Below are 19,325 nucleotides of genomic sequence, written 5' to 3' on the forward strand. Positions count from 1 at the left end.
TTTCGGTACCAGGAAAAGATCACAGATTAAAATTAATTTAGTCTGTGATCTTTATTATTTCCAGCCGCTGCAAAACATGTTTGCACGTGATGAAATCATTCTTCCAATCTACAATTCTCTTACCCAGATATTCCGAAAACTCACGCGGCTGTTATGCTCCTGTAGCCGCAAGGGAAGTTTTGATTCATGGTATTCATATTTTGGATAACCCTGATAAACCATCGGGCCTTTAATTTCCGAATGGTTAAGGATCAGTACGTTATTGTGAAAAACGGTCAGGAATCCAGGTGTTTTCAGTGTTTTATCTTCACGAAAAACCGGGGCGTTGAACACGATGTCGAACGTTTGCCAGGTCTGCGGTTTCAATGACGCGTTTACAAGCGGAATTTGCTGTTTATAAATACTACCTGCCTGCCCGTTATAATAGATGCGCGTTTCATACTGATAGGATTCATATATCTGTAATTCGTATAAACCCATTAGAAACACGCCGCTGTTTCCTCGATTATTGCTTTTATCTTCCTTGGGATTAGGTGTTTTCCATTCAAGATGTAGTTGAATGCTCCCGAATTTTTGTCTGGTTTCAATATCTGTTGTTTTTGGAACTATCGTGAGTTCATTTTGCGAAGCATTCCACTTCACAGGCTCACCATTGATATGCTTCCATTTATCAAGATCACCTTTTCCTCCATACAGAACGATCGCGTCGGATGGAGGGCTTCCATAAGATGCAGGTGTTACCAAAGGTGGTTTTACAGACCAGTCTTCCGTAGCAGATGCTGGCGGAAGTGTCTGGTTGTTGTCAGATTGCGCGAAAGAATATGTACGCGATAGCAGGAAAGTTATCAGCGAAATGAAAATTGAAAACCTTCTCATTATAAAAATGGTTTAAAAGGTTGGATGAGCAGAACAAAGAACAAAATTGAAAAATCTCCTTTTTATTTTACCCGCATAATACCCTTCATTACAAATGAATGTCCGGGGAAACTGCATAGATACGGGTAATCCCCTGCTTTCGGAGCGGTAAAGTAGATAGTTTGAGAAGTCTCCGGCTGTATCAGGCAGGTATGAAAGAGTACTGAATTTGTCGCAGGGATATAGCCGGCGTTCGTGCCATCTAAACCCATATCCATCGCAAGTTTTCCGACTTCTGCACCTTTTCCCGGTGTTGTGATCACAAGATTGTGGAGCATGTCGTCATTATTGTTAAATATTAATTTGACTTTTGCTCCCGGCCTCACTTCAATCAGTTCCTTATCAAATTTTAGTCCGGGTTTTGTTGCCATTGTAATGATTATGTCCGGTCCTTTTTTCCAGTCGGACGGCTGTTCGCGGACCGATTTTTGAGAATCTTCACCGCAACCTGAAACCTCAACTTTGTTGTCATGGTTCATCGCATGATGGTCATGAACACTTCCTTCGGGGAATGAATTTATGGTATAATACGCTTTCGGGTGGAGAATTTCCTCTCCGTCCGCCGATTTGAGATTATCCACTTTTAGTTCATGAATATAACCTTCTCGAAGTCCGTTGATATCCAGTTTTACAGTTTTTCCATCGGATGAAACGGTCGCTTTTTTGATCGTGCATTTTCTGGAATTGATGACCGGACTGCCATATTTTTTATGATAACTGTATGTAAATCCTGTCATAGCATAATTAGAAACGCTTGCAGCCATCTTTTGGTCAACCGGTTTGGTAAATTCCAGGTCAAATCCGTCTTTCGTTATCCGCATTTCCTTGATTTCCATCGGAATTTTTCCATCCCATTTTAGTCGCTGAAGTCCGTATAAATCCTTTCCGGTTGATGCCCAGCCGCGGCTTGTCATACCTACAAAAAGTGAATTGTCGCTACCCCAGGCCATACGTAGAATTCCGGATGAAAAACCTTCCCGAAACGGAAAGCAGGCGCCCTGATACTGACCGTTTACCTTTTCAAGAAATGCTCTCATTATCTTGCTATGTCCTTGATCTCCAACCAAAAGTTGTCCCTCGAATGGTCCGAACTTATCAGAATTTACGGATATGATTGCTGAGGTAGAAATGCCCATAACTGTGTGCGGAAACCAGATCGAAGGCAGTTTGAAGTTTGGCTTTCCTTTGGCATAATCAAACATCAAGCCGGCCGAATCAGGAAATGAAGATCGTTTTAATGCGATAGGGGAGTTTGGTTCACCCGACCAGCGCAGGCCTGCCGGATGGCCCGCAAAATCACCTTGATCTAAGTGCGTTATCCTTCCGGATCCGATCCAGTCTCCCTGATTTTCAGCAAAAAAAATATCTCCAACCTTATTTAATCCAAAAGCTGCTGGCGACCGCATACCTGTTGCGAAGGGAGTCATTTTTCCGTCTTCGGTAATTTGTAGCATCCAGCCCCGCCACTTCGTAAGGCTCTCACCGCGACCAACCCAGGAAAGGTTAAGTGTCACCAGCATATTGCCATTTGGTAAGATCAATGGTCCGTAAGAATATTCATGATAATTTCCTGAAATCGGCCAGGAGTATACTGTGTGAAAATTGTCAGCGAGTCCGTCAGCGTTCGTGTCTGAAATTTTCGTCAGTTCCGACCTTTGCGTCGTGTAAAAAGCTCCGTTTTTTTGAGCCAGCCATAAAGGTTCGTGAAGTCCAGAGGCGAAGAGAGAATATTTAGGTAGCCGATTTTTTTGTTGGTAAGGATCCTCAATCACCCAAATTTCTCCCCGCCGGGTCGCAACACCAAGTTTATCGTCATCGGTAAAAGCAAGTCCGCCCACTTCAAGTTTGACACTATCCGGAATCGGTACAGAAATGATTTGATAAAATTTGTTTTCACGATCTGCAATGTCGTTTTGCGCGAATGATACCTGCGTAAATAAACTTACAAGAATCGAGTAAAAAATTCCGTTCAAATGTTTACAAAAGCGTTTTTTGCTTAGATGTTCTTTTTGAATCAGGTCGGTATTGCAACAATACCGTCTGCGTTTCAAAGAACAGATTTCTCCTTCAAACCTCGAAAAAATGCCAACAAAATTGCTGTCGAAAGCTACCATATTATATCAAACTTAATCATGCTGTTTTCTTGTTGTGCAGGAATTGAAACGACAAGTTTATCTCCCTCGGTTCCATGGTAAACTGTTGCCTTCGTGGCACCCGTTTCCAGGCCTGCGATGTAATATTGTTTATCATCCACTGAAAAATTCCCTTCACTTACTTTTTCAATGACCTTGCCTTCGGCCAGTAAACAATAGGAAGTTTCGACAGGGTTTTTGATTTTCAGCAACCGTGTCAGGCCGGTTCTGTCCTGGTTAGGAACGAAGCTATCTTCTATCGAAACGCCATCGAGTGCATAATAAAATATCGGAAAACCATCGTGACCCAATTTATATCCGCGGTTGGAGTACACACCTTCCGGAGCTTGCACTGAATCTGGCCAGACGGAACTTTCGGGAATTTTTTTTGCGAGAATTGGCTTGCCAGGCAATTCCAGCCTGGCCCCCAGCGGAATTTCCAGTTGCTTCTCTCCACGCTCGGTCCACATGTTGGAAACATCTATGTATTTCCCGTGCCACACAGTCGTCAGGCTGAATTTTTTCATGTCGTAAGCATAGTTCAAGCCTTGGGAGTTTTTGTCGGTCGGAATACCAACGGAGACGATGTATGGATTTATTATGCCATTTTTTAGCATAAAGCCGCGCTGTATAACAGGTCTCCTTCTGACCTTATATTCCAACGGATCAAACTTTTCGCTTAGTCTTACCGATGCGTTCGTGGTTAGCGAATGCCATGGAATCTGGGGACCTTCATAATGCAGAACAAGGCATTCGTCAGAATTTGAATAAACGATCCTGAAGGGAAATTTTCCTTTTTTTAGTTTTTGTTTTGCGTAAAAAGCTTTCTCAAAATCCCGTGATCCTTTATTTTCAATCACTAATTTTCCATCAATAAAAAGCCATGCTCCGCCGCCTGCTGTCAACTTGAAAAGGTATTCGCCATCTGTCGGGATTTCGGCAAAACCATTAAAGACCAGTTGAGATTTTCTATCACCGACTTGGTGCGAGATGGAATCAGTAATTCCGGTTCGTTTCGGTTTGAGACTTAGAAGCGTGTCGATATTCTTATGCAGCCCCGGATATACTTTAAACTTTATATCCGTTAATTTAATCTCGTCTTTTTCATAAATTTTATAGCTGATATTTCTGATTGCGAAAGGTGATATTTCTCCCAGAATGACCAGTGGCCCTGTTTCACTTTCAGTCCTAAAAGAACTGTGTTCCGAAATCAGAATTTTTGTCGATCCCTGAACCTGTTGCCCGTTAATCAGAATTTGCTCCAAAACGGCATCTTTGATCTTCGAGCCTCTGGAATCGAATTCGGAAGCTCTGAAACGCACAGACAGATTTTGCCAAAGTCCTGGTGCTCTCATGGCATTATTTGCATTGCTCAGCCAGGCGTCGGTTATTTTTACCTCATAACGTCCTTGAAAGAGTATAGAAAAAGAAGCAGATTTACTCAATAAAAAGTCCAGATTTAAGTCAATGTCGCCGTGTTTTAGTTTCGTTTCTAATGCTTTATCTCCTTTTAGTTTAGGTAAATAAACTAAAACGCCTTTTCCATTTTTTGTTTCAAGATCATTTTTCTGATCACGATCAGCTGAAATATTCCCGGCAATGATCCATTTCGTTGATTTCGAAGGATGGAACTGGCTCAAATCATCTGTCGTCAACGGTTCGGAAGATAATGAAGGAGAAGAAATATTTTCCTGACTTTTAGCTTTTTCGATAAATGCGAAAGATAGTAAGGTAAGAAAATACAGAAAAGGAAATTTAAAGCTTGTCATAAGAAAATAAAAAGATCGAGGACAGATAGTAATGACATTACAATGATATCATTTAATTTTTAATTGTTGTTTTTTATTTTCTTTTATTTTCTAAAATTTGCTTTTGTTAATTAAATTCTATCTATTTGTGTTGTTGATCTGTATATTTTCAATATGGTGTACTTAGTTAAGTGTTTTCCTTTATTTTTAGGTAAAAAATAAAAGGAACTACAAACAATATAAAAATGCTCGCAAATCAACGAAGAGATAAAATACTTGAATTGTTAAAAGAGGATGGGTCGGCTAAGGTTATTGATCTTGCCAAATTATTCAAAGTAACAGAAGTTACCATCCGTCAGGATCTGGATAAGCTGGAAAAAGATGGTCTGGTAATAAAGGAACATGGCGGTGCATTTTTGAAAAATGTGGAAGATCAGGTTCGTAATTTTTCTCTGGCAAATCAGGAAAATCTTGACAAGAAAGAGCTGATCGCTATTAAAAGCCTGGAGTTTATAGAAAATGGAGACACTATAATTCTTGATTCAGGTTCTACGACAACAGAGATCGCGAAAAAACTGAGAGGAAGTAATCGTCATTTGACTGTGATTACCAATGCGTTGAATATTGCACTATTGCTCGGAGCGGAGACGGGTATCGAGGTGATCATGACTGGTGGCGAGTTTAAGCCACCAACATTGTCACTAACAGGACAGAAAGCAGCTGATTTTTTCAAAGGGCTGAATGTTCAAAAGTTATTTCTGGCCACAGCTGGTCTGTCTTTGAAATCAGGTTTGACATATCCTAGTATCAGTGATCTGGTTGTGAAAAAGGCAATGATCGATGCCGCTGACACTACATATCTGGTTGCAGATTCAACAAAAGTTGGAAAGAGTGCATTTGCCAGTTTAGGAGCATTGTCGCTGATCGATTATATCATCACGGATGCAGGGGTGGAAGAAAAACATAAACAGCTTTTCAGCGATAACGAAATAGAATTAATTATTGCCGGGTAAGAAAGCGTCAAAATATTTAAAGAATAGAGCTGGTAGTTATGCTATCAGTCAACAGTAAAAAACAACATGGGCGAAAAAGGATGTTTAGGTGTAATTATCGGAAACCGTGATTTTTTTCCGGACCGACTGGTGGCTGAGGCGAGAGTTGAGATTATTGAGCTGTTTAAAAGGCTGAACATCAGAGCAATCATGCTGGATACTAACGATACCAAACTTGGCGGGGTTGAGTCATTCCAGGATGCGCAGAAATGTGCGGCCTTGTTCAGGCAGCACCGTGATGAAATATTAGGTGTGCTGGTTGTACTTCCAAATTTTGGAGATGAAAGAGGAATAGCTGAAACGCTTAAACTGGCTGAGTTGAACGTACCGGTTTTGGTTCAGGGCTATCCCGACGATCTGGATAAACTCGATGTTGCCAGACGCAGGGATTCGTGGTGCGGGAAAATTTCAGCTTGTAATAATCTGTACCAGTTCGGAATTAAGTATTCATTGACATCAAAACATGTTGTTCATCCGACTGATCCGGTTTTTATCAACGACTTATTGAATTTTGTAGGCGTTTGCCGGGTTACGCGAGGTCTTCGGAAGGTAAGAATTGGCGCGATCGGCGCACGGCCTGGTGGCTTTAATACGGTCCGTTACAGCGAAAAAATATTACAGAGAAATGGAATTTCGGTGGTGACTGTCGATCTTTCAGAGATTCTTGGCAATGCGAATAAATTGACAAAATACGATATCAGCGTTCAGCAAAGAATTCAGAAAATAAAAGATTATGCACCTGTTGGCCGCACACCCGACGAGTCTCTGATCCAGATGGCGAAACTCGACGTTGCATTGACCGATTTTGTCCAGCTGCATGCGCTGGATGCGACAGCAATTCAATGCTGGACTTCTGTTCAGCAGAATTACGGCTGCAATGTTTGCACGAGTATGAGTATTATGAGTGAAAATATGCTTCCCAGCGGATGTGAGGTCGATGTTACAGGAACGTTGAGCATGTATGCGTTACAACTCGCATCCGGTTCTCCAAGTGCGCTTGTTGACTGGAACAATAACTATGCGAATGATGATAACAAATGTGTTCTGTTCCACTGCGGAAACTGGGCGAAGTCGTTTTTGCCGGATATCGAAATCAGTACCGCGCCAATTCTGGGAACTTCGGTAGGAGAGGAAAATACCTTCGGAGCGCTCTCCGGGCGCACACCCGCTTCTCCGCTGACATTCGGAAGGATCAGTACCGATGATCCAAAGGGAATTATGAAAGCCTATATCGGCGAAGGCAGACTAACGGACGATACTTTAAAAACGTTTGGAAACCGAGCAGTCGCAGAAATCCCGAATCTGCAAGGTTTGATGCAATACATCTGCAGAAATGGTTTTGAACACCATGTAGTGATGAATGCGTCAAAAACCGCCGGGATATTAAAAGAAGCATTCGAAAATTATATGGGTTGGGAGGTTCAATATTTTAAGGACCCGGCTGAACAGCCATTAAGAAACGAATCGGCCAATACTAAAAACGAACTGGCAGCTCAATATTGATTCCCTGCCAGTCCAACGGACTTATTATCTGAGCCGCGGGTTTTTCCCGCGGACGGATTATCAGCGGTTTGTTCATCCCGCAAAGGATTCGTAAAACAAATAATTCAACAAACGATGTCAGAAAAGGAATTGGCTCACAAGTCGGTCGACTATCGCAGGAAAATACTCAAGTATATTGTCAAGGCAAATGCCGGCCATACGGGAGGGAGCCTGTCCTGTATTGATATTCTGAACGTTCTCTACAACTACACATTAAATGTTGATCCTGAAAATTTCAGCTCGCCCGACCGGGATCGCTATATTCAAAGTAAGGGCCATACGGTTGAAGCACTGTACGTTGTGCTGGCTTCCAGAGGGTTTTTTCCTGAATCTGATCTTGAAACTTTGTGCCGGTATAAATCACATTACATTGGTCACCCAACCAGAAAAGTACATGGAATTGAACAAAATACCGGTGCGCTCGGTCACGGTTTATCGCTAAGCGTAGGCGTTGCGATTGCTGGAAAACTGGATAAAAAAAATTACAAAGTTTTCACATTGCTTGGAGACGGAGAGCTACCGGAGGGTTCTAACTGGGAAGCTGCGCTTTCAGCTGCGCATTACAAACTGGATAACCTGTGCGCCATTCTTGACAAAAATAATTTACAGATCACAGGCACGACGACCGATGTTTGCAATACTGATCCGGTAGATAAAAAATTCGAAGCCTTCGGTTGGGAAGTACGCCATGTGGATGGTCATGATATCAAACAATTGAAAGAAACGTTTGATGCGATCCCCTTCGTAAAGGGAAAACCCAGTATGGTGATCGCACATACGGTGAAAGGAAAAGGCGTGAGTTACATGGAAAATCAGCTCAAATGGCATCATGGCGTTCCGAATCAGCAACAATACGCAGAAGCGTTGCAAGAGCTTGACTTTCAGGATAAAAGCATCTGAGAGCGTGGTTAGATATAATGTTAATCAATAAACTTATTCAAGTGGATGCTACCATTGAGAAAATAGCTGTGCGTAATCAGGCGAATCTTGAAGTATTTTCGACGACACTTCAGGATTTGGCAAGAACAGATCGCGACATTATTGTAGTGACCAGCGACTCCCGGGGTTCGGGAAAATTGGTGCCTTTCGGACAATCGTTTCCCGAACAGATTGTGGAAGTCGGGATCGCTGAGCAAAATCTTGTTGGCGTTGCGGCAGGGCTGGCGTCAGCCGGTAAAAAGGTATTTGCAGTTTCTCCCGCCTGTTTTTTGACTGCACGTGCTTTGGAGCAGATCAAAAACGATGTGGCTTATTCCAACAATGCTGTAAAACTAATAGGCATAAGTGCCGGAGTAAGTTATGGCGCATTGGGGTCTACGCATCACAGTCTGCATGATTTCGCAGTACTCAGGACCGTCAACAACCTGATTATCGCCGCGCCCGCTGATAATTTCGAAACTGAGCAGGCCATTCGTCTTGCTGCTGAATCAGATCTTCCAATTTACCTGCGCTTCGGAAAAAAGGCTATGCCACTCCTCTCGACGGAGGAAACGACATTTGAATTTGGAAAGGGCAGGAAAATCCGGGAAGGTGGCGATGTCGTGATCATTGCGACAGGAGAAACCGTCGCGCCTGCTTTGAATGCTTGTGAGAAATTATCGAGAGAGTCTGGTATTGAAGCGGCAGTTATTAGCATGCACACCATTAAGCCACTTGACTACAGGTTGTTATCCGAAATTGCCAACCTTGGGAATCCAATTTTGACAGTCGAAGAGCATAGCATTTTCGGAGGATTGGGTGAGGCATGTGCTTCTTTTTTATTGGAAAATAATTACCGGAATAAATTTAAAATTATTGGCATTCCTGATGAATATACCGTTACAGGTTCTCAGCAGGAAATTTTCGATCATTACGGAATTTCGGAAAATGGCATTGCAGACGCTGCCTTGAAATTGTGTAGGGGTTAAATAAGAAACTTTCAGTCACATTATTATTTATTAAGCAATTCCAAACCCTGGTATATGAAATTGACGAAGATACTCATTGTATTTTTTGCAAATCTGTTCTGCATTATTTGCCATGCACAGGAGACTTCTGTTAAAAAACGGGTGTTGGTTTTGACGGATATTGAGAATGAGCCGGACGATACGCAATCTTTAATCCGATTTCTCACTTATTCAAATCAGTGGGACGTTGAAGGGCTGGTAGCCACAACTTCCATTCATCAACAGAATAAGATTGCAGTAAACAAGATAAAGGAAATTGTTGCTGCTTACGGAAAGGTAAGAGCTAATCTGCTGCTTCATGAAAATGGGTATCCTGAAACAGATTATTTACTTAAAGTAACCAAGGCAAGTTATCCCGAATTCGGGATGAATGCCGTCGGAAAGGGAAAAGATTCTGAAGGGTCTGACTGGATCATTTCCGTCGTCGATAAAAAAGATGAAAGACCCGTTTGGATACCGGTTTGGGGTGGGGCGAATTGTCTTGCGCAAGCTTTATGGAAGGTCAGCATGACGCGATCTCCGGAGGAGTTGAAAAAATTCATTTCTAAAATCCGCGTTTATACGATTTCTGATCAGGATGATACGGGGCCCTGGATACGCAAAACTTTTCCTGACCTGTTTTTTGTAGCAAGCCCGGGTTACCACGCAGCAGGTGCTTATCATTATGCGACATGGTCAGGTATCAGCGGCGACAAATTCCACGGCAGGTTTTCCGGTGGTGATTTTGAAATTGTCGATAATCCCTGGTTGGATGAAAATGTACGTAATCATGGACCGTTAGGTGCCGAATATCCGTTCACTAAATTTCTGATGGAAGGTGACACTCCGTCATTTTTAGGGCTGGTGAATAATGGGTTGAATGATCCTGAGAAACCGAACTTCGGTAGCTGGGGCGGTCGCTACGAATTTTACACGCCACGTACACAAAAATGGTTTTTAGAACCGGAAACGCGTCCATTTTGGACTGATGCTGTGGATGAAGTTGCTGGGAAAGACGGCAGTTATCAGACCAGCAACAAGGCAACAATATGGCGTTGGAGATCCGCGTTCCAAAATGATTTTGCAGCGCGAATGGACTGGACGATAAAGCCTTACAAAGAAGCAAATCATCCGCCGGTTGCCGCCCTGAAGCATGGAAATGCAGTAAAGGCAAAGAGTGGCGAGAAGGTAACACTGAGCGCCGAAGGTTCGAAAGATCCGGATGGCAATACGCTTTTTTACCAATGGATATACTATCCTGAACCGGGTAGTTACGCGGAAAAAGAGCCTTTGAAAATTTTAGATATCCATGCGGTCAATACAAGTTTTGTAGCTCCGAAAGTTGCCAGGCCCGAGACGGTACATATTATTCTCGCTGTCACAGACAACGGAAAACCTGCACTTACGAGATACCAGCGCGTGATTGTTACGGTGTTTCCGGAATAATTATACAGGTGCCGGCAACATAAACATACTCAGATTCTGATCCATAAAATTTTCCCGAATGAGATTTAGTCCCAAATATTTTATAGCGTTGATCCTTGTCTTATTCTGGTTTGCATTAATCCGTTGTAAAACAAGACAAAGCACAGATGAGCCAAAGAAAATGGCCATTGTCGTTTCAACGTTGAACAATCCATGGTTTGTTTTTCTGGCTGAAAGGGCGGCGGCAAAAGCGAAGGAACTGGGATATGAATCGAAGGTTTTTGATTCACAGAACAACACATCCCTGGAAACAGATCATTTTGAAAATGCGATCTCTTCCGGATATGATGCTATATTATTCAACCCAACTGATGCAGACGGTTCCGTTGTGAATGTTAAAAATGCGACGGCAGCTGGTGTTCCTGTTTTTTGTATGGATAGGGAAATTAATTCTACCAACGCAGCTACTTCGCAAATCTTGTCTGACAGCTATTCCGGCTGCGTGACCATCGCAAAATATTTTGTGGAAACATTAAATAAGAATGGTAAATACGTTGAGCTTCTTGGTTTAGTGGGCGATAACAATACCTGGAACCGCTCTAAAGGTTTTCACAGTGTGGTTGATCATTATGCTGGATTGAAAATGGTCGCGCAGCAAAGTGCTGATTTCGATAGAAATAAAGCGATGGAAGTACTCGAATCAATTTTGCAGGCTAACCCTGATATTGACGCGGTTTTTTGTGGAAATGATGCCATGGCGATGGGCGCTTACCAGGCATTGGCAGCAGCTGGGAAATCGGATAAAGTAAAGGTTTTTGGGTTCGACGGCGCGGAAGATGTCGTGAAGTCAATTCAGGATGGTAAAATAAAAGCGACCGGCATGCAGTTTCCGGAAGTTATGGCGCAGACAGCCGCAACCATGGCGGATCAATATTTTAAGGGCAAGCGGGATTTTCCGAAAAAGATGCCCGTCGCCGTTGAGATGGTGAAAAAGGATAATGTCGACAACTACGCGGCTTACGGTAAAAAGTAATGAAAAAAATAATAAGATATGTCGCTTCACTGGTGCTCGTTGCGTTAGTCGCCTATAACTCCGTTTATTTTAAAAAACTGGATGAGGTAAAAGCAGGCACAGCTTCATTTAATGCGGCTAAATATGCTTCCGAATTCTGGACAAAAAAATTGCTTCCGCATACAACCAGAGCAATCGAAATCGGGCAACTGCTTACTTTGTTGCAAACGGATAAGAACAAGGCTTTCTCAGATTATTCTCACGCTCTGGGAATTGGCAACGTCAGGTATTTTCTTGTAAAAGGAAGCGGCACTGTTCAGGCTGTGGAGGAAAATCAGGTTTTGGTTAAAGTCGCCTCTGAGCGTGAAAAGCCGGAGGTAATCTTGGTGACCGAATTTGTTTTTGGAAACGCCGTTCGGGACGCTTCGGGTGAAATTGATATCAATGAGTTTACAAATTCAATGGACTTTAACAACGTTTCAGCAGAAATAAATAAGATTATTAGAGAAAAGATTATTCCTCCGTTTAAGTCAAAAGTAAAAAGAGGAGATAGGATTAACTTCATTGGAGCGATCGAATTAAATAAGGAGCATTTAAATACGCGATCTATCGAAATTATCCCGGTTGATCTGAAAATTACTAATTAACCGCCGTCCCCAACCAAATATATTTTGCGGAAAAAAGATCATTCTATTTTTCATCAGCTATGTTAACAGTAGATAAAATAACGAAGAGATTTCCTGGCGTAATAGCTCTGGAAGACGTCAGTCTGGCACTCGAAGCAGGGAAAATTACTGCGCTTATCGGAGAGAATGGAGCGGGGAAATCTACGCTGATGAAAGTTCTTTCAGGCATTTATCAGGATTATGAGGGGCAAATTATTTTTAAAGGACAGGTTGTTCGTTTTTCAAATCCCAGAGACGCGCAGGAGCAGGGCATCGCAATAATACATCAGGAACTCAATCTCATTCCCTATCTGAGTATTACCGAAAATATTTTTCTCGGGCGCGAGCTGATCACGCAGTATGGCACGCTGGATAAACGGAAAATGAAGCTAAGGACACAGGAATTGCTGGATATGCTGAAACTTGCGGTGAAGCCGGATACTCTGGTTGCGGGTTTGAAAGTGGGTCAGCAGCAAGTCGTTGAGATCGCTAAAGCATTATTGACGGACTCGGAAGTTATTATCATGGACGAACCAACTTCGGCGATCACGGAAAGTGAAGTGGAAGTGCTTTTCGAAATTATTAACGATTTGAAAAAACAGAACAAAGCCATCGTCTATGTCTCTCATAAGTTGGATGAATTGTTCCGGATCGCAGACAATTATGTGGTGCTGCGAGATGGTAAATCGATCGAATCCGGCAAAATGGAAGGCATTACCCAGGATTTGCTGATACAAAAAATGGTAGGGCGAAGTATTCAGGTACAGCGGAAAGCAGTGTGTGAAAATAAGGAAGAAATCCTGATTTCTGTAAAACGATTATTTTTGAAACATCCTGTACGCCAAAAAGAAGATTTGCTTAAAAACATATCTTTTACAGTCAAAAAAGGAGAAATAGTTGGGATTTTCGGATTGATGGGCGCAGGTAGGACGGAGCTTTTGGAAACGATTTTCGGTCTGCATCCTTTCATTTCGACAAGCGAAATTCAAATTGAAAATACCAGGGTTATTATCAATTCGCCATCTGACGCGATCAGGTCAGGGCTGGCTCTGGTTCCGGAGGATCGTAAAAAAGACGGTTTGGTTTTGGGTATGGATGTTAAAACGAACATATGCCTGACTACGCTGCCAGATCTGGAAGACCGCGGCTTTCTGAGTGATTTAAAGGAAAAGACGCTTTCTGAAAAGTATATCGATGAACTGAAAATTAAAACTCCATCACCTTATCAGCAAGCGAAGAATCTAAGCGGGGGAAACCAGCAGAAAATTGTTTTGGCAAAATGGCTCGCCACGAAACCGAAGCTTTTGCTTTTGGATGAACCGACACGCGGTATCGATATTCATGCAAAAAGTGAGATTTATAAACTGATTTCAGGCCTGGCAGAGAAAGGGCTGGGAATTATTTTCGTTTCGTCTGAGTTGCCGGAAATTCTTGCAGTTTCTGATCGTGTCCTGGTTATGGCCGAAGGTGCAATCACTGCTGAATTCTCCTCAATAGAAGCTACGGAAGACGCGATCCTGAAAGCTGCCATACCTAAATCTGTATACGAAAACCAGTTATGAATTTACAAAAATACCGGGCTGACCTCATTCGTTTCCAGTCATTTATTGCATTGTTTTTGCTCTGCCTGGCGTTGAGTATCATGTCTGATAAATTTCTTACCGTTTCCAATGCCTGGAATGTCATGCGGCAGATTTCTGTCAATATTTGCATTTCCACAGGTATGACTTTGATCGTTTTAACGGCCGGAATAGATCTTTCAGTTGGGTCGGTACTTGCCCTTTGCGGTGCTATAACTGCCGGATTGTTAAGAAACGGGATAGAATTCCCGTCCGGTAACCTCTTCATCGGTTTCACACTTTTTGGCGCGGTTGTCGCAGGTATTTTAACAGGTTCCGCACTCGGTGCATTTAACGGATGGGCGATCACAAAATTCAAAGTTCCGCCTTTTGTAGCAACACTTGCGATGCTTACAATTGCCCGCGGCCTCACCATGTTATGGACTCAGGGTTTTCCGATCAGTGGTTTGGGCGACACCTTTTTATATTTCGGAACTGGCTGGTTATTGGGTATTCCCGTTCCGGTCTGGATTTCCGGTACCATCGTTTTGATAGCTGTTTTAATTACGAATAAGACGCGATTGGGAAGATATATTTATGCGATTGGCGGTAACGAAAGTGCTTCAAAATTATCCGGTATCAACGTCAGCAAAGTTAAAATTACCGTTTATACAATTGCCGGTGCACTCGCAGCAGTCGGAGGAATTCTGGTCACTTCACGGCTTGATTCCGCGCAGCCAAATGCCGGTACCAGCTACGAACTCGACTCCATTGCTGCGGTGGTTATCGGCGGGACATCGCTGTCCGGAGGGCGCGGGAGCATTTTGGGAACAGTTCAGGGAGCGATCATCATTGGTGTTTTAAATAATGGACTTGTTCTGTTGAACGTGTCTCCTTTTTGGCAGCAAGTTGTGAAAGGCTTCGTGATTTTACTTGCTGTCATTATCGACAAGTCCAACTCAAAAAACGACTAATGAATTTTCGAAATTTTCTCTTGATACTGATTGGTTTAAGTCAGATTTCCTGTTCGAAAGAAAGCTATGTTTTTACGTCGTTTCGAGAACCGGCAACGGATGGTTTGCATTTGGCATACAGTAAGGATGGATACAATTGGACCGATCTTGGCGGTTCATTCTTGAAACCGGAAGTTGGCGGAAAGCTGATGCGCGACCCGTCAATCGTTCGGGCACCGGATGGCGTGTATCATCTTGTCTGGACCACCAATTGGAAAGGTGACAAAGGTTTTGGGTATGCAAATTCAAAAGACCTGATCAATTGGTCGAAACAGGAATTTATTCCGGTTATGGATCACGAGCCCGATGTCGTCAATGTCTGGGCACCGGAGCTTTTCTACGATGACGTAACTGGTCGGTTTATAATCATCTGGGCTTCGACAATTCCTTTCCGTTTTGAAAAAGGGGAGGAAGATGAGAAAAATAATCACCGGATGTATTACACGACCACAAAGGATTTCAAGGATTTCTCCAAAGCCGCGCTGTTTTCTGACCCTGGTTTCAGTATTATCGACGCTGTTATAGTCAGGTACGTAAAAGGAAAATATGTTTTGGTCTTAAAAGATAATACGCGTCCAAACAGAAATATTAAAGTTGCATTCAGCGAGAAAGTTCTAGGTCCTTTTGAGCATGTTTCTGCACCGTTCACCGGATATCTTACCGAAGGCCCGACCGTTGCCAAAGTAGGTAATGATTGGCTGATATATTTTGATCAATACCGAAATAAAACGTATGGTGCGGTAAAAACAAGCGATTTCAAAACTTTTACAGATATATCAAAGCAGGTAAATATTCCGAAAGATCACAAACATGGAACGATCACAAAGATCAGCAACAGGACATTAAATGGGTTAAAGAATCGAAAAAATTAACGACTCTGTTTTAATTTTCCTGGCGAGTTGTAATATTGATTTTTGAAAGCACGGATGAAAGCTGCGTCACTTTCATACCCAACCTGAAAAGCGATTTCGTTGATTGGTAGGCTTCCGTCCTGAATCAGATCATAGGCATATTCGAGACGTAAAAGCTGGATATATTTAAAAACAGATGTTCCGAAAAGCTGTTTGAAGCCGCTTTTTAGTTTGAATTCATTGAGTAAAAAGTTTTTTGAAAGGCCCTCCAATGTGTGTGTCAGGAGATAATTTTTTGATAGGTATTCTCTCAATTCAAATAGTTTACTTTCATCTGATTTACTAAGTGGCTTTAAGCTGATAGTTTCACCGTTATTGTAATTATTGAGCGTAAGCAGAACCAATTCTTTCACCTTCGATCTCAAAAAAGGAATTTTCAACGAATCCGCCACATTCGGGTTTTGGATAAGCTTTAAAGCATTCAGCTGAAAATTATTAATAATGCGATTGGTCTGAAAAAGTGCAAAGGATGCAAGATTCTGGCTTTCTATAAGTAAGTTTTTGTAATCCGAGCCGCATTCTATAAGTACTTCGTTAAAAAATGCTGGTTTTAACCCGACGCAGATGTACTCATATTTTTTCTGCTTCGGAAATAAAAAAGTGCTAACAGGATCAACACAATTAATCAGGTTGAATTGTCCGGAACCCATATTCATTCCCGGTTTTAATCCTGAAATATCGGCAGCCGAATTTCCTCTCATCTGAAAATGCAAACTCACATGCGTCGTGTCCTGCAACTTTTCAATCTTTACGTCGTCATGAAAATCTGACGAAAGGAAAAGGATATCAAAATTTTCGTCCCTTATATTTTTGCTTTGGCAATCAAATTTTCCTTTAAGGGAGCCCGAGGCCTCTTGCACCGAAAAGTTTTGAACAAACTGCCGGCTTATCAAACTGGAAAATTCATTTCCTTTCAACGTAAACATAATCCGTTTCGGTTAACTTTTGCTCCCTTTGTGCAAGTTCAGACAATGATTTATTCGAGTACTTTGTCCCATGAAAGATACAAAAAACAAAACGAAAATTGAGATCGCAACCTGGAAGAGGCGTGAGCATTATGCTTTTTTTAAAAATTTTGAGCAGCCTTTCTGGGGCGTTACAACAGCGGTAGACTGCACCGAAGCCTATCATTATTGCAAAGAGAAAAACCTTTCATTTTTTGCTTTCTATCTTCACAAGTCTCTCCTTGCAGCCAATACCATAAAAGAATTTCGGTACAGAATCGAAGGTGACGATGTTTTCGAATACGGGGAAATCTCAGGGTCAGTTACAGTTTTGCGGGAAGATGAAACTTTTGGCTTCGCTAATTTTGCCTATCACTCAAATTTTGAATCGTTCAGCGCCGGCATAGAGATTTCTTTATCACAAGAAAAGAAAAGTCAAGGTTTGACACCGGATTTTGAGTTGATCAGCCTGATTCATTATTCGGTATTGCCGCTAGTAAATTTCACAGGTTTTCAACATGCGCAAAAGCTCGGCACAAAACATTCCATTCCGCAAATCGTTTTTGGGAAATTTCATCTTTCGGAAGGTCGTGTAAAACTTCCCGTATCCGTTCATGTTCACCATGCTTTATGCGACGGAATTCATGTTGGAAAGTTTATTCAGCTATTTGAAGCAGCTTTGGCTATGCAAAATATGGAAACCTATCATGGCTTTGGCTCATCTGTCGTTTGATATAACCGACTGCTTTGAAGAAATTTTCTGGCACAAAAAACATTGAAATAAGCGAAAAATGGTGCTGCGAGAACATCCATAGAATAGTGGACGTGCTGAACAAGCAGCAGCAGCCCGACTACGCCCGTGGCAAATAAAACCATCAGTCTGTCATTTTTCTTTTCCAGGCACAGAAATATTAAGAATAAGGTCGCTGTGTGGCCAGAATAAAAAAGATCTTTGGTAATAAATATCTGCCCGTAGAAATAATTACTTAGTGGATCTCTCAGCGGAATAAGTCCGGCCGGAGCGTCTAACGGGACAAGCGAGATCGTAATAATTCTGGTGAGGCATAAGGCCACATACGACCACAAAAATACAATAAAGAGCATGGGATTATTCAAAAAACGAATAGTCGCCAAAGCCACGCAAGACCAGATCAGAATAAAAATAGCTTCTGAGCAATCCTTTGCCGGTAAAATTGAAAGGAGGATATCATCGATCTGAATGCCTTCCCGTATTTCTATCGCCTGGAAAAAAGGATTTAAAAAACACGAAATAATACTAAGCGTAAGCACGCCGGAGAAAAGGGTGGTTTTAAATGATTTATTTTCCCACGTTTTTCTCCATACACTGGAAATCATACTCTTTAATGGTGTCTGTCTTATAATTGGTGGTTGTCAGTCATATGCAAGCAAAAATATTTTTGTTTATAATATTATTGATCACTTATTCTGACTGTAATAATCAACGGTAAAAGTATTCAATTTAGAGCAGACGCGATTTGCCAGATCGGTTGTTTCCTGCATATCTAATTAATTTATAATCTATTTGCGGGCTTCTATTGTTTTTGATAAAGAGTCCCGGAAATTGACAACAAATTTTTCTCTCAATTCATTGCTCAGCAAATCAATGGACAGATACGGATTTAGGTCTTCCAGCTCCACAAGAAGTAAATTCCCATCCTGAGTTCTGCATGCATCGACACGCTGTATTCCATGCGAGAGCGCGTTCCAGTCAATAAATTTTCTAGCGAAACCGAGATCCTGCGAAGTCGGTTCATAAAGTGCCAGATCCCAGCGTTTGCTTTTATCCGGAGCATACAATGCGTATTGAAAATCCTCATCGATGAAATAGAACGAAACTTCGTAAACAAAGTCTACAAAAGGTTGCACAATACTCCCATCAAGATCGATATTCAAAAGTTGTGCGGCACTTACGACATGCATGCCAATCGAATCAGCGCCATTTTTTAGTTTGACCATGTATTGGTCAGTGTGTGGCAGACGATAGAGATCTTCCGGTTTTTCAATAGTCGGGATAACAGGATACCCTTCCCTTGTCATCTCTATCAGATAATCCTTCCCATTCATATCAGCCCTGCCTTGCATGGAATTGTAGGAGAGAATATTTGTGGAATTAATTCTGCTTTTAAATGCATCGAAATAAGTCTTATAATTCATCACCGGACCGGCATTTCTGAAAATAACCAGATCAACGGCGTTCTCAAACTTACATGAATCGCAGGGATGACAAATCAATATTTCAAAATCAGATCGTAAACGGGACGTCAGAAATAGATCTTCCTCGTAATATTTTCGTCCTTTCGCCTCAAAATATAAATCAGTTAGATATAATATTGATCGTTTCTCTTTCATTGTAACCATAACACCATTAAATAGTTCTGCAAGATACAACATCGGGCGAAGCGATGAATTACTTCTTGCCAAATAACATCTGAAAAGTCAGGTAGTTATGCATAATATAATT

General features: G+C 41.9%; 17 protein-coding genes. 11 read left to right on the forward strand and 6 right to left on the reverse strand.

What is annotated here, in order from left to right; translation table 11 throughout:
• Positions 1–108: 108 nt before the first annotated feature.
• The 3 genes from BMY70_RS20225 to BMY70_RS20235 all read right to left on the reverse strand — a co-directional run bounded on the left by BMY70_RS20225 (position 109) and on the right by BMY70_RS20235 (position 4,816).
• Positions 109–876, reverse strand: coding sequence for a 3-keto-disaccharide hydrolase (locus BMY70_RS20225; protein ID WP_090338098.1), 768 nt, complete (start codon positions 874–876; stop codon positions 109–111).
• Between the two features lie 62 nt (positions 877–938).
• Positions 939–2,888, reverse strand: a complete 1,950-nt coding sequence (locus BMY70_RS20230) for a plastocyanin/azurin family copper-binding protein (RefSeq protein ID WP_229209703.1) — start codon at positions 2,886–2,888, stop codon at positions 939–941.
• Between the two features lie 134 nt (positions 2,889–3,022).
• Positions 3,023–4,816, reverse strand: a complete 1,794-nt coding sequence (locus BMY70_RS20235) for a PA14 domain-containing protein (RefSeq protein WP_090338100.1) — start codon at positions 4,814–4,816, stop codon at positions 3,023–3,025.
• Between the two features lie 224 nt (positions 4,817–5,040).
• Between BMY70_RS20235 and BMY70_RS20240 the strand changes: the two genes are divergently transcribed.
• The 10 genes from BMY70_RS20240 (at position 5,041) to BMY70_RS20285 (ending at position 15,860) form a co-directional block, all read left to right on the forward strand.
• The gene (locus tag BMY70_RS20240) at positions 5,041–5,808 is read left to right on the forward strand and encodes a DeoR/GlpR family DNA-binding transcription regulator (RefSeq protein ID WP_090338101.1); all 768 of its coding nucleotides are present in this window, start codon (positions 5,041–5,043) and stop codon (positions 5,806–5,808) included.
• 66 nt (positions 5,809–5,874) lie between these two features.
• Complete coding sequence (locus tag BMY70_RS20245) at positions 5,875–7,350, forward strand: L-fucose/L-arabinose isomerase family protein (protein ID WP_090338102.1); 1,476 nt, start codon at positions 5,875–5,877, stop codon at positions 7,348–7,350.
• A 114-nt stretch (positions 7,351–7,464) separates the two neighbouring features.
• Complete coding sequence (locus BMY70_RS20250) at positions 7,465–8,289, forward strand: transketolase (RefSeq protein ID WP_090338103.1); 825 nt, start codon at positions 7,465–7,467, stop codon at positions 8,287–8,289.
• A 41-nt stretch (positions 8,290–8,330) separates the two neighbouring features.
• A complete protein-coding gene (locus BMY70_RS20255) occupies positions 8,331–9,296 on the forward strand; it encodes a transketolase family protein (RefSeq protein WP_229209704.1) in 966 nt (321 codons plus the stop codon).
• Positions 9,297–9,350: 54 nt separating this feature from the next.
• Positions 9,351–10,760, forward strand: coding sequence for a DUF1593 domain-containing protein (locus tag BMY70_RS20260; RefSeq protein WP_090338105.1), 1,410 nt, complete (start codon positions 9,351–9,353; stop codon positions 10,758–10,760).
• Between the two features lie 58 nt (positions 10,761–10,818).
• Positions 10,819–11,772, forward strand: coding sequence for a D-ribose ABC transporter substrate-binding protein (locus tag BMY70_RS20265; protein WP_090338106.1), 954 nt, complete (start codon positions 10,819–10,821; stop codon positions 11,770–11,772).
• Entirely contained in the window at positions 11,772–12,398 is a 627-nt protein-coding gene (locus BMY70_RS20270) for a DUF2291 domain-containing protein (RefSeq protein ID WP_090338107.1), read from the forward strand. Before BMY70_RS20265 ends, BMY70_RS20270 begins: the two co-directional genes overlap by 1 nt.
• Before the next feature lie 59 nt (positions 12,399–12,457).
• On the forward strand, positions 12,458–13,978 hold the full coding sequence (locus BMY70_RS20275) for a sugar ABC transporter ATP-binding protein (RefSeq protein ID WP_090338108.1): 1,521 nt from the start codon (positions 12,458–12,460) through the stop codon (positions 13,976–13,978).
• Entirely contained in the window at positions 13,975–14,949 is a 975-nt protein-coding gene (locus BMY70_RS20280) for an ABC transporter permease (RefSeq protein WP_090338109.1), read from the forward strand. Before BMY70_RS20275 ends, BMY70_RS20280 begins: the two co-directional genes overlap by 4 nt.
• Positions 14,949–15,860, forward strand: a complete 912-nt coding sequence (locus BMY70_RS20285) for a glycoside hydrolase family 43 protein (protein WP_090338110.1) — start codon at positions 14,949–14,951, stop codon at positions 15,858–15,860. The genes BMY70_RS20280 and BMY70_RS20285 overlap by 1 nt, the downstream gene beginning before the upstream one ends.
• Here the strand turns inward: BMY70_RS20285 and BMY70_RS20290 are convergent.
• Positions 15,857–16,825, reverse strand: coding sequence for a helix-turn-helix domain-containing protein (locus BMY70_RS20290; protein WP_090338111.1), 969 nt, complete (start codon positions 16,823–16,825; stop codon positions 15,857–15,859). The genes BMY70_RS20285 and BMY70_RS20290 overlap by 4 nt on opposite strands.
• 70 nt (positions 16,826–16,895) lie before the next feature.
• On the opposite strand from BMY70_RS20290, the gene BMY70_RS20295 reads away from it, so the two are divergent.
• Positions 16,896–17,576 carry a CatA-like O-acetyltransferase gene (locus BMY70_RS20295; RefSeq protein ID WP_090338112.1) on the forward strand — a complete coding sequence of 227 codons (681 nt, stop codon included), beginning with the start codon at positions 16,896–16,898 and terminating at the stop codon, positions 17,574–17,576.
• Here the strand turns inward: BMY70_RS20295 and BMY70_RS20300 are convergent.
• Complete coding sequence (locus tag BMY70_RS20300) at positions 17,549–18,199, reverse strand: phosphatase PAP2-related protein (RefSeq protein ID WP_090338113.1); 651 nt, start codon at positions 18,197–18,199, stop codon at positions 17,549–17,551. The genes BMY70_RS20295 and BMY70_RS20300 overlap by 28 nt on opposite strands.
• Before the next feature lie 183 nt (positions 18,200–18,382).
• The gene (locus tag BMY70_RS20305; protein WP_229209705.1) at positions 18,383–19,285 is read right to left on the reverse strand and encodes a hypothetical protein; all 903 of its coding nucleotides are present in this window, start codon (positions 19,283–19,285) and stop codon (positions 18,383–18,385) included.
• Positions 19,286–19,325 lie beyond the last annotated feature (40 nt).

The sequence above is a fragment of the Dyadobacter koreensis genome (assembly GCF_900108855.1).
Lineage (GTDB): Bacteria > Bacteroidota > Bacteroidia > Cytophagales > Spirosomataceae > Dyadobacter > Dyadobacter koreensis.

Bases quoted from the DNA above. Each gene is read 5' to 3' on its own strand.
- BMY70_RS20225 (WP_090338098.1), bottom strand. From the start codon at position 876: ATGAGAAGGTTTTCAATTTTCATTTCGCTGATAACTTTCCTGCTATCG.
- BMY70_RS20235 (WP_090338100.1), bottom strand. From the start codon at position 4,816: ATGACAAGCTTTAAATTTCCTTTTCTGTATTTTCTTACCTTACTATCT.
- BMY70_RS20240 (WP_090338101.1), top strand. From the start codon at position 5,041: ATGCTCGCAAATCAACGAAGAGATAAAATACTTGAATTGTTAAAAGAG.
- BMY70_RS20245 (WP_090338102.1), top strand. From the start codon at position 5,875: ATGGGCGAAAAAGGATGTTTAGGTGTAATTATCGGAAACCGTGATTTT.
- BMY70_RS20250 (WP_090338103.1), top strand. From the start codon at position 7,465: ATGTCAGAAAAGGAATTGGCTCACAAGTCGGTCGACTATCGCAGGAAA.
- BMY70_RS20260 (WP_090338105.1), top strand. From the start codon at position 9,351: ATGAAATTGACGAAGATACTCATTGTATTTTTTGCAAATCTGTTCTGC.
- BMY70_RS20265 (WP_090338106.1), top strand. From the start codon at position 10,819: ATGAGATTTAGTCCCAAATATTTTATAGCGTTGATCCTTGTCTTATTC.
- BMY70_RS20270 (WP_090338107.1), top strand. From the start codon at position 11,772: ATGAAAAAAATAATAAGATATGTCGCTTCACTGGTGCTCGTTGCGTTA.
- BMY70_RS20275 (WP_090338108.1), top strand. From the start codon at position 12,458: ATGTTAACAGTAGATAAAATAACGAAGAGATTTCCTGGCGTAATAGCT.
- BMY70_RS20280 (WP_090338109.1), top strand. From the start codon at position 13,975: ATGAATTTACAAAAATACCGGGCTGACCTCATTCGTTTCCAGTCATTT.
- BMY70_RS20285 (WP_090338110.1), top strand. From the start codon at position 14,949: ATGAATTTTCGAAATTTTCTCTTGATACTGATTGGTTTAAGTCAGATT.
- BMY70_RS20290 (WP_090338111.1), bottom strand. From the start codon at position 16,825: ATGTTTACGTTGAAAGGAAATGAATTTTCCAGTTTGATAAGCCGGCAG.
- BMY70_RS20295 (WP_090338112.1), top strand. From the start codon at position 16,896: ATGAAAGATACAAAAAACAAAACGAAAATTGAGATCGCAACCTGGAAG.
- BMY70_RS20300 (WP_090338113.1), bottom strand. From the start codon at position 18,199: ATGATTTCCAGTGTATGGAGAAAAACGTGGGAAAATAAATCATTTAAA.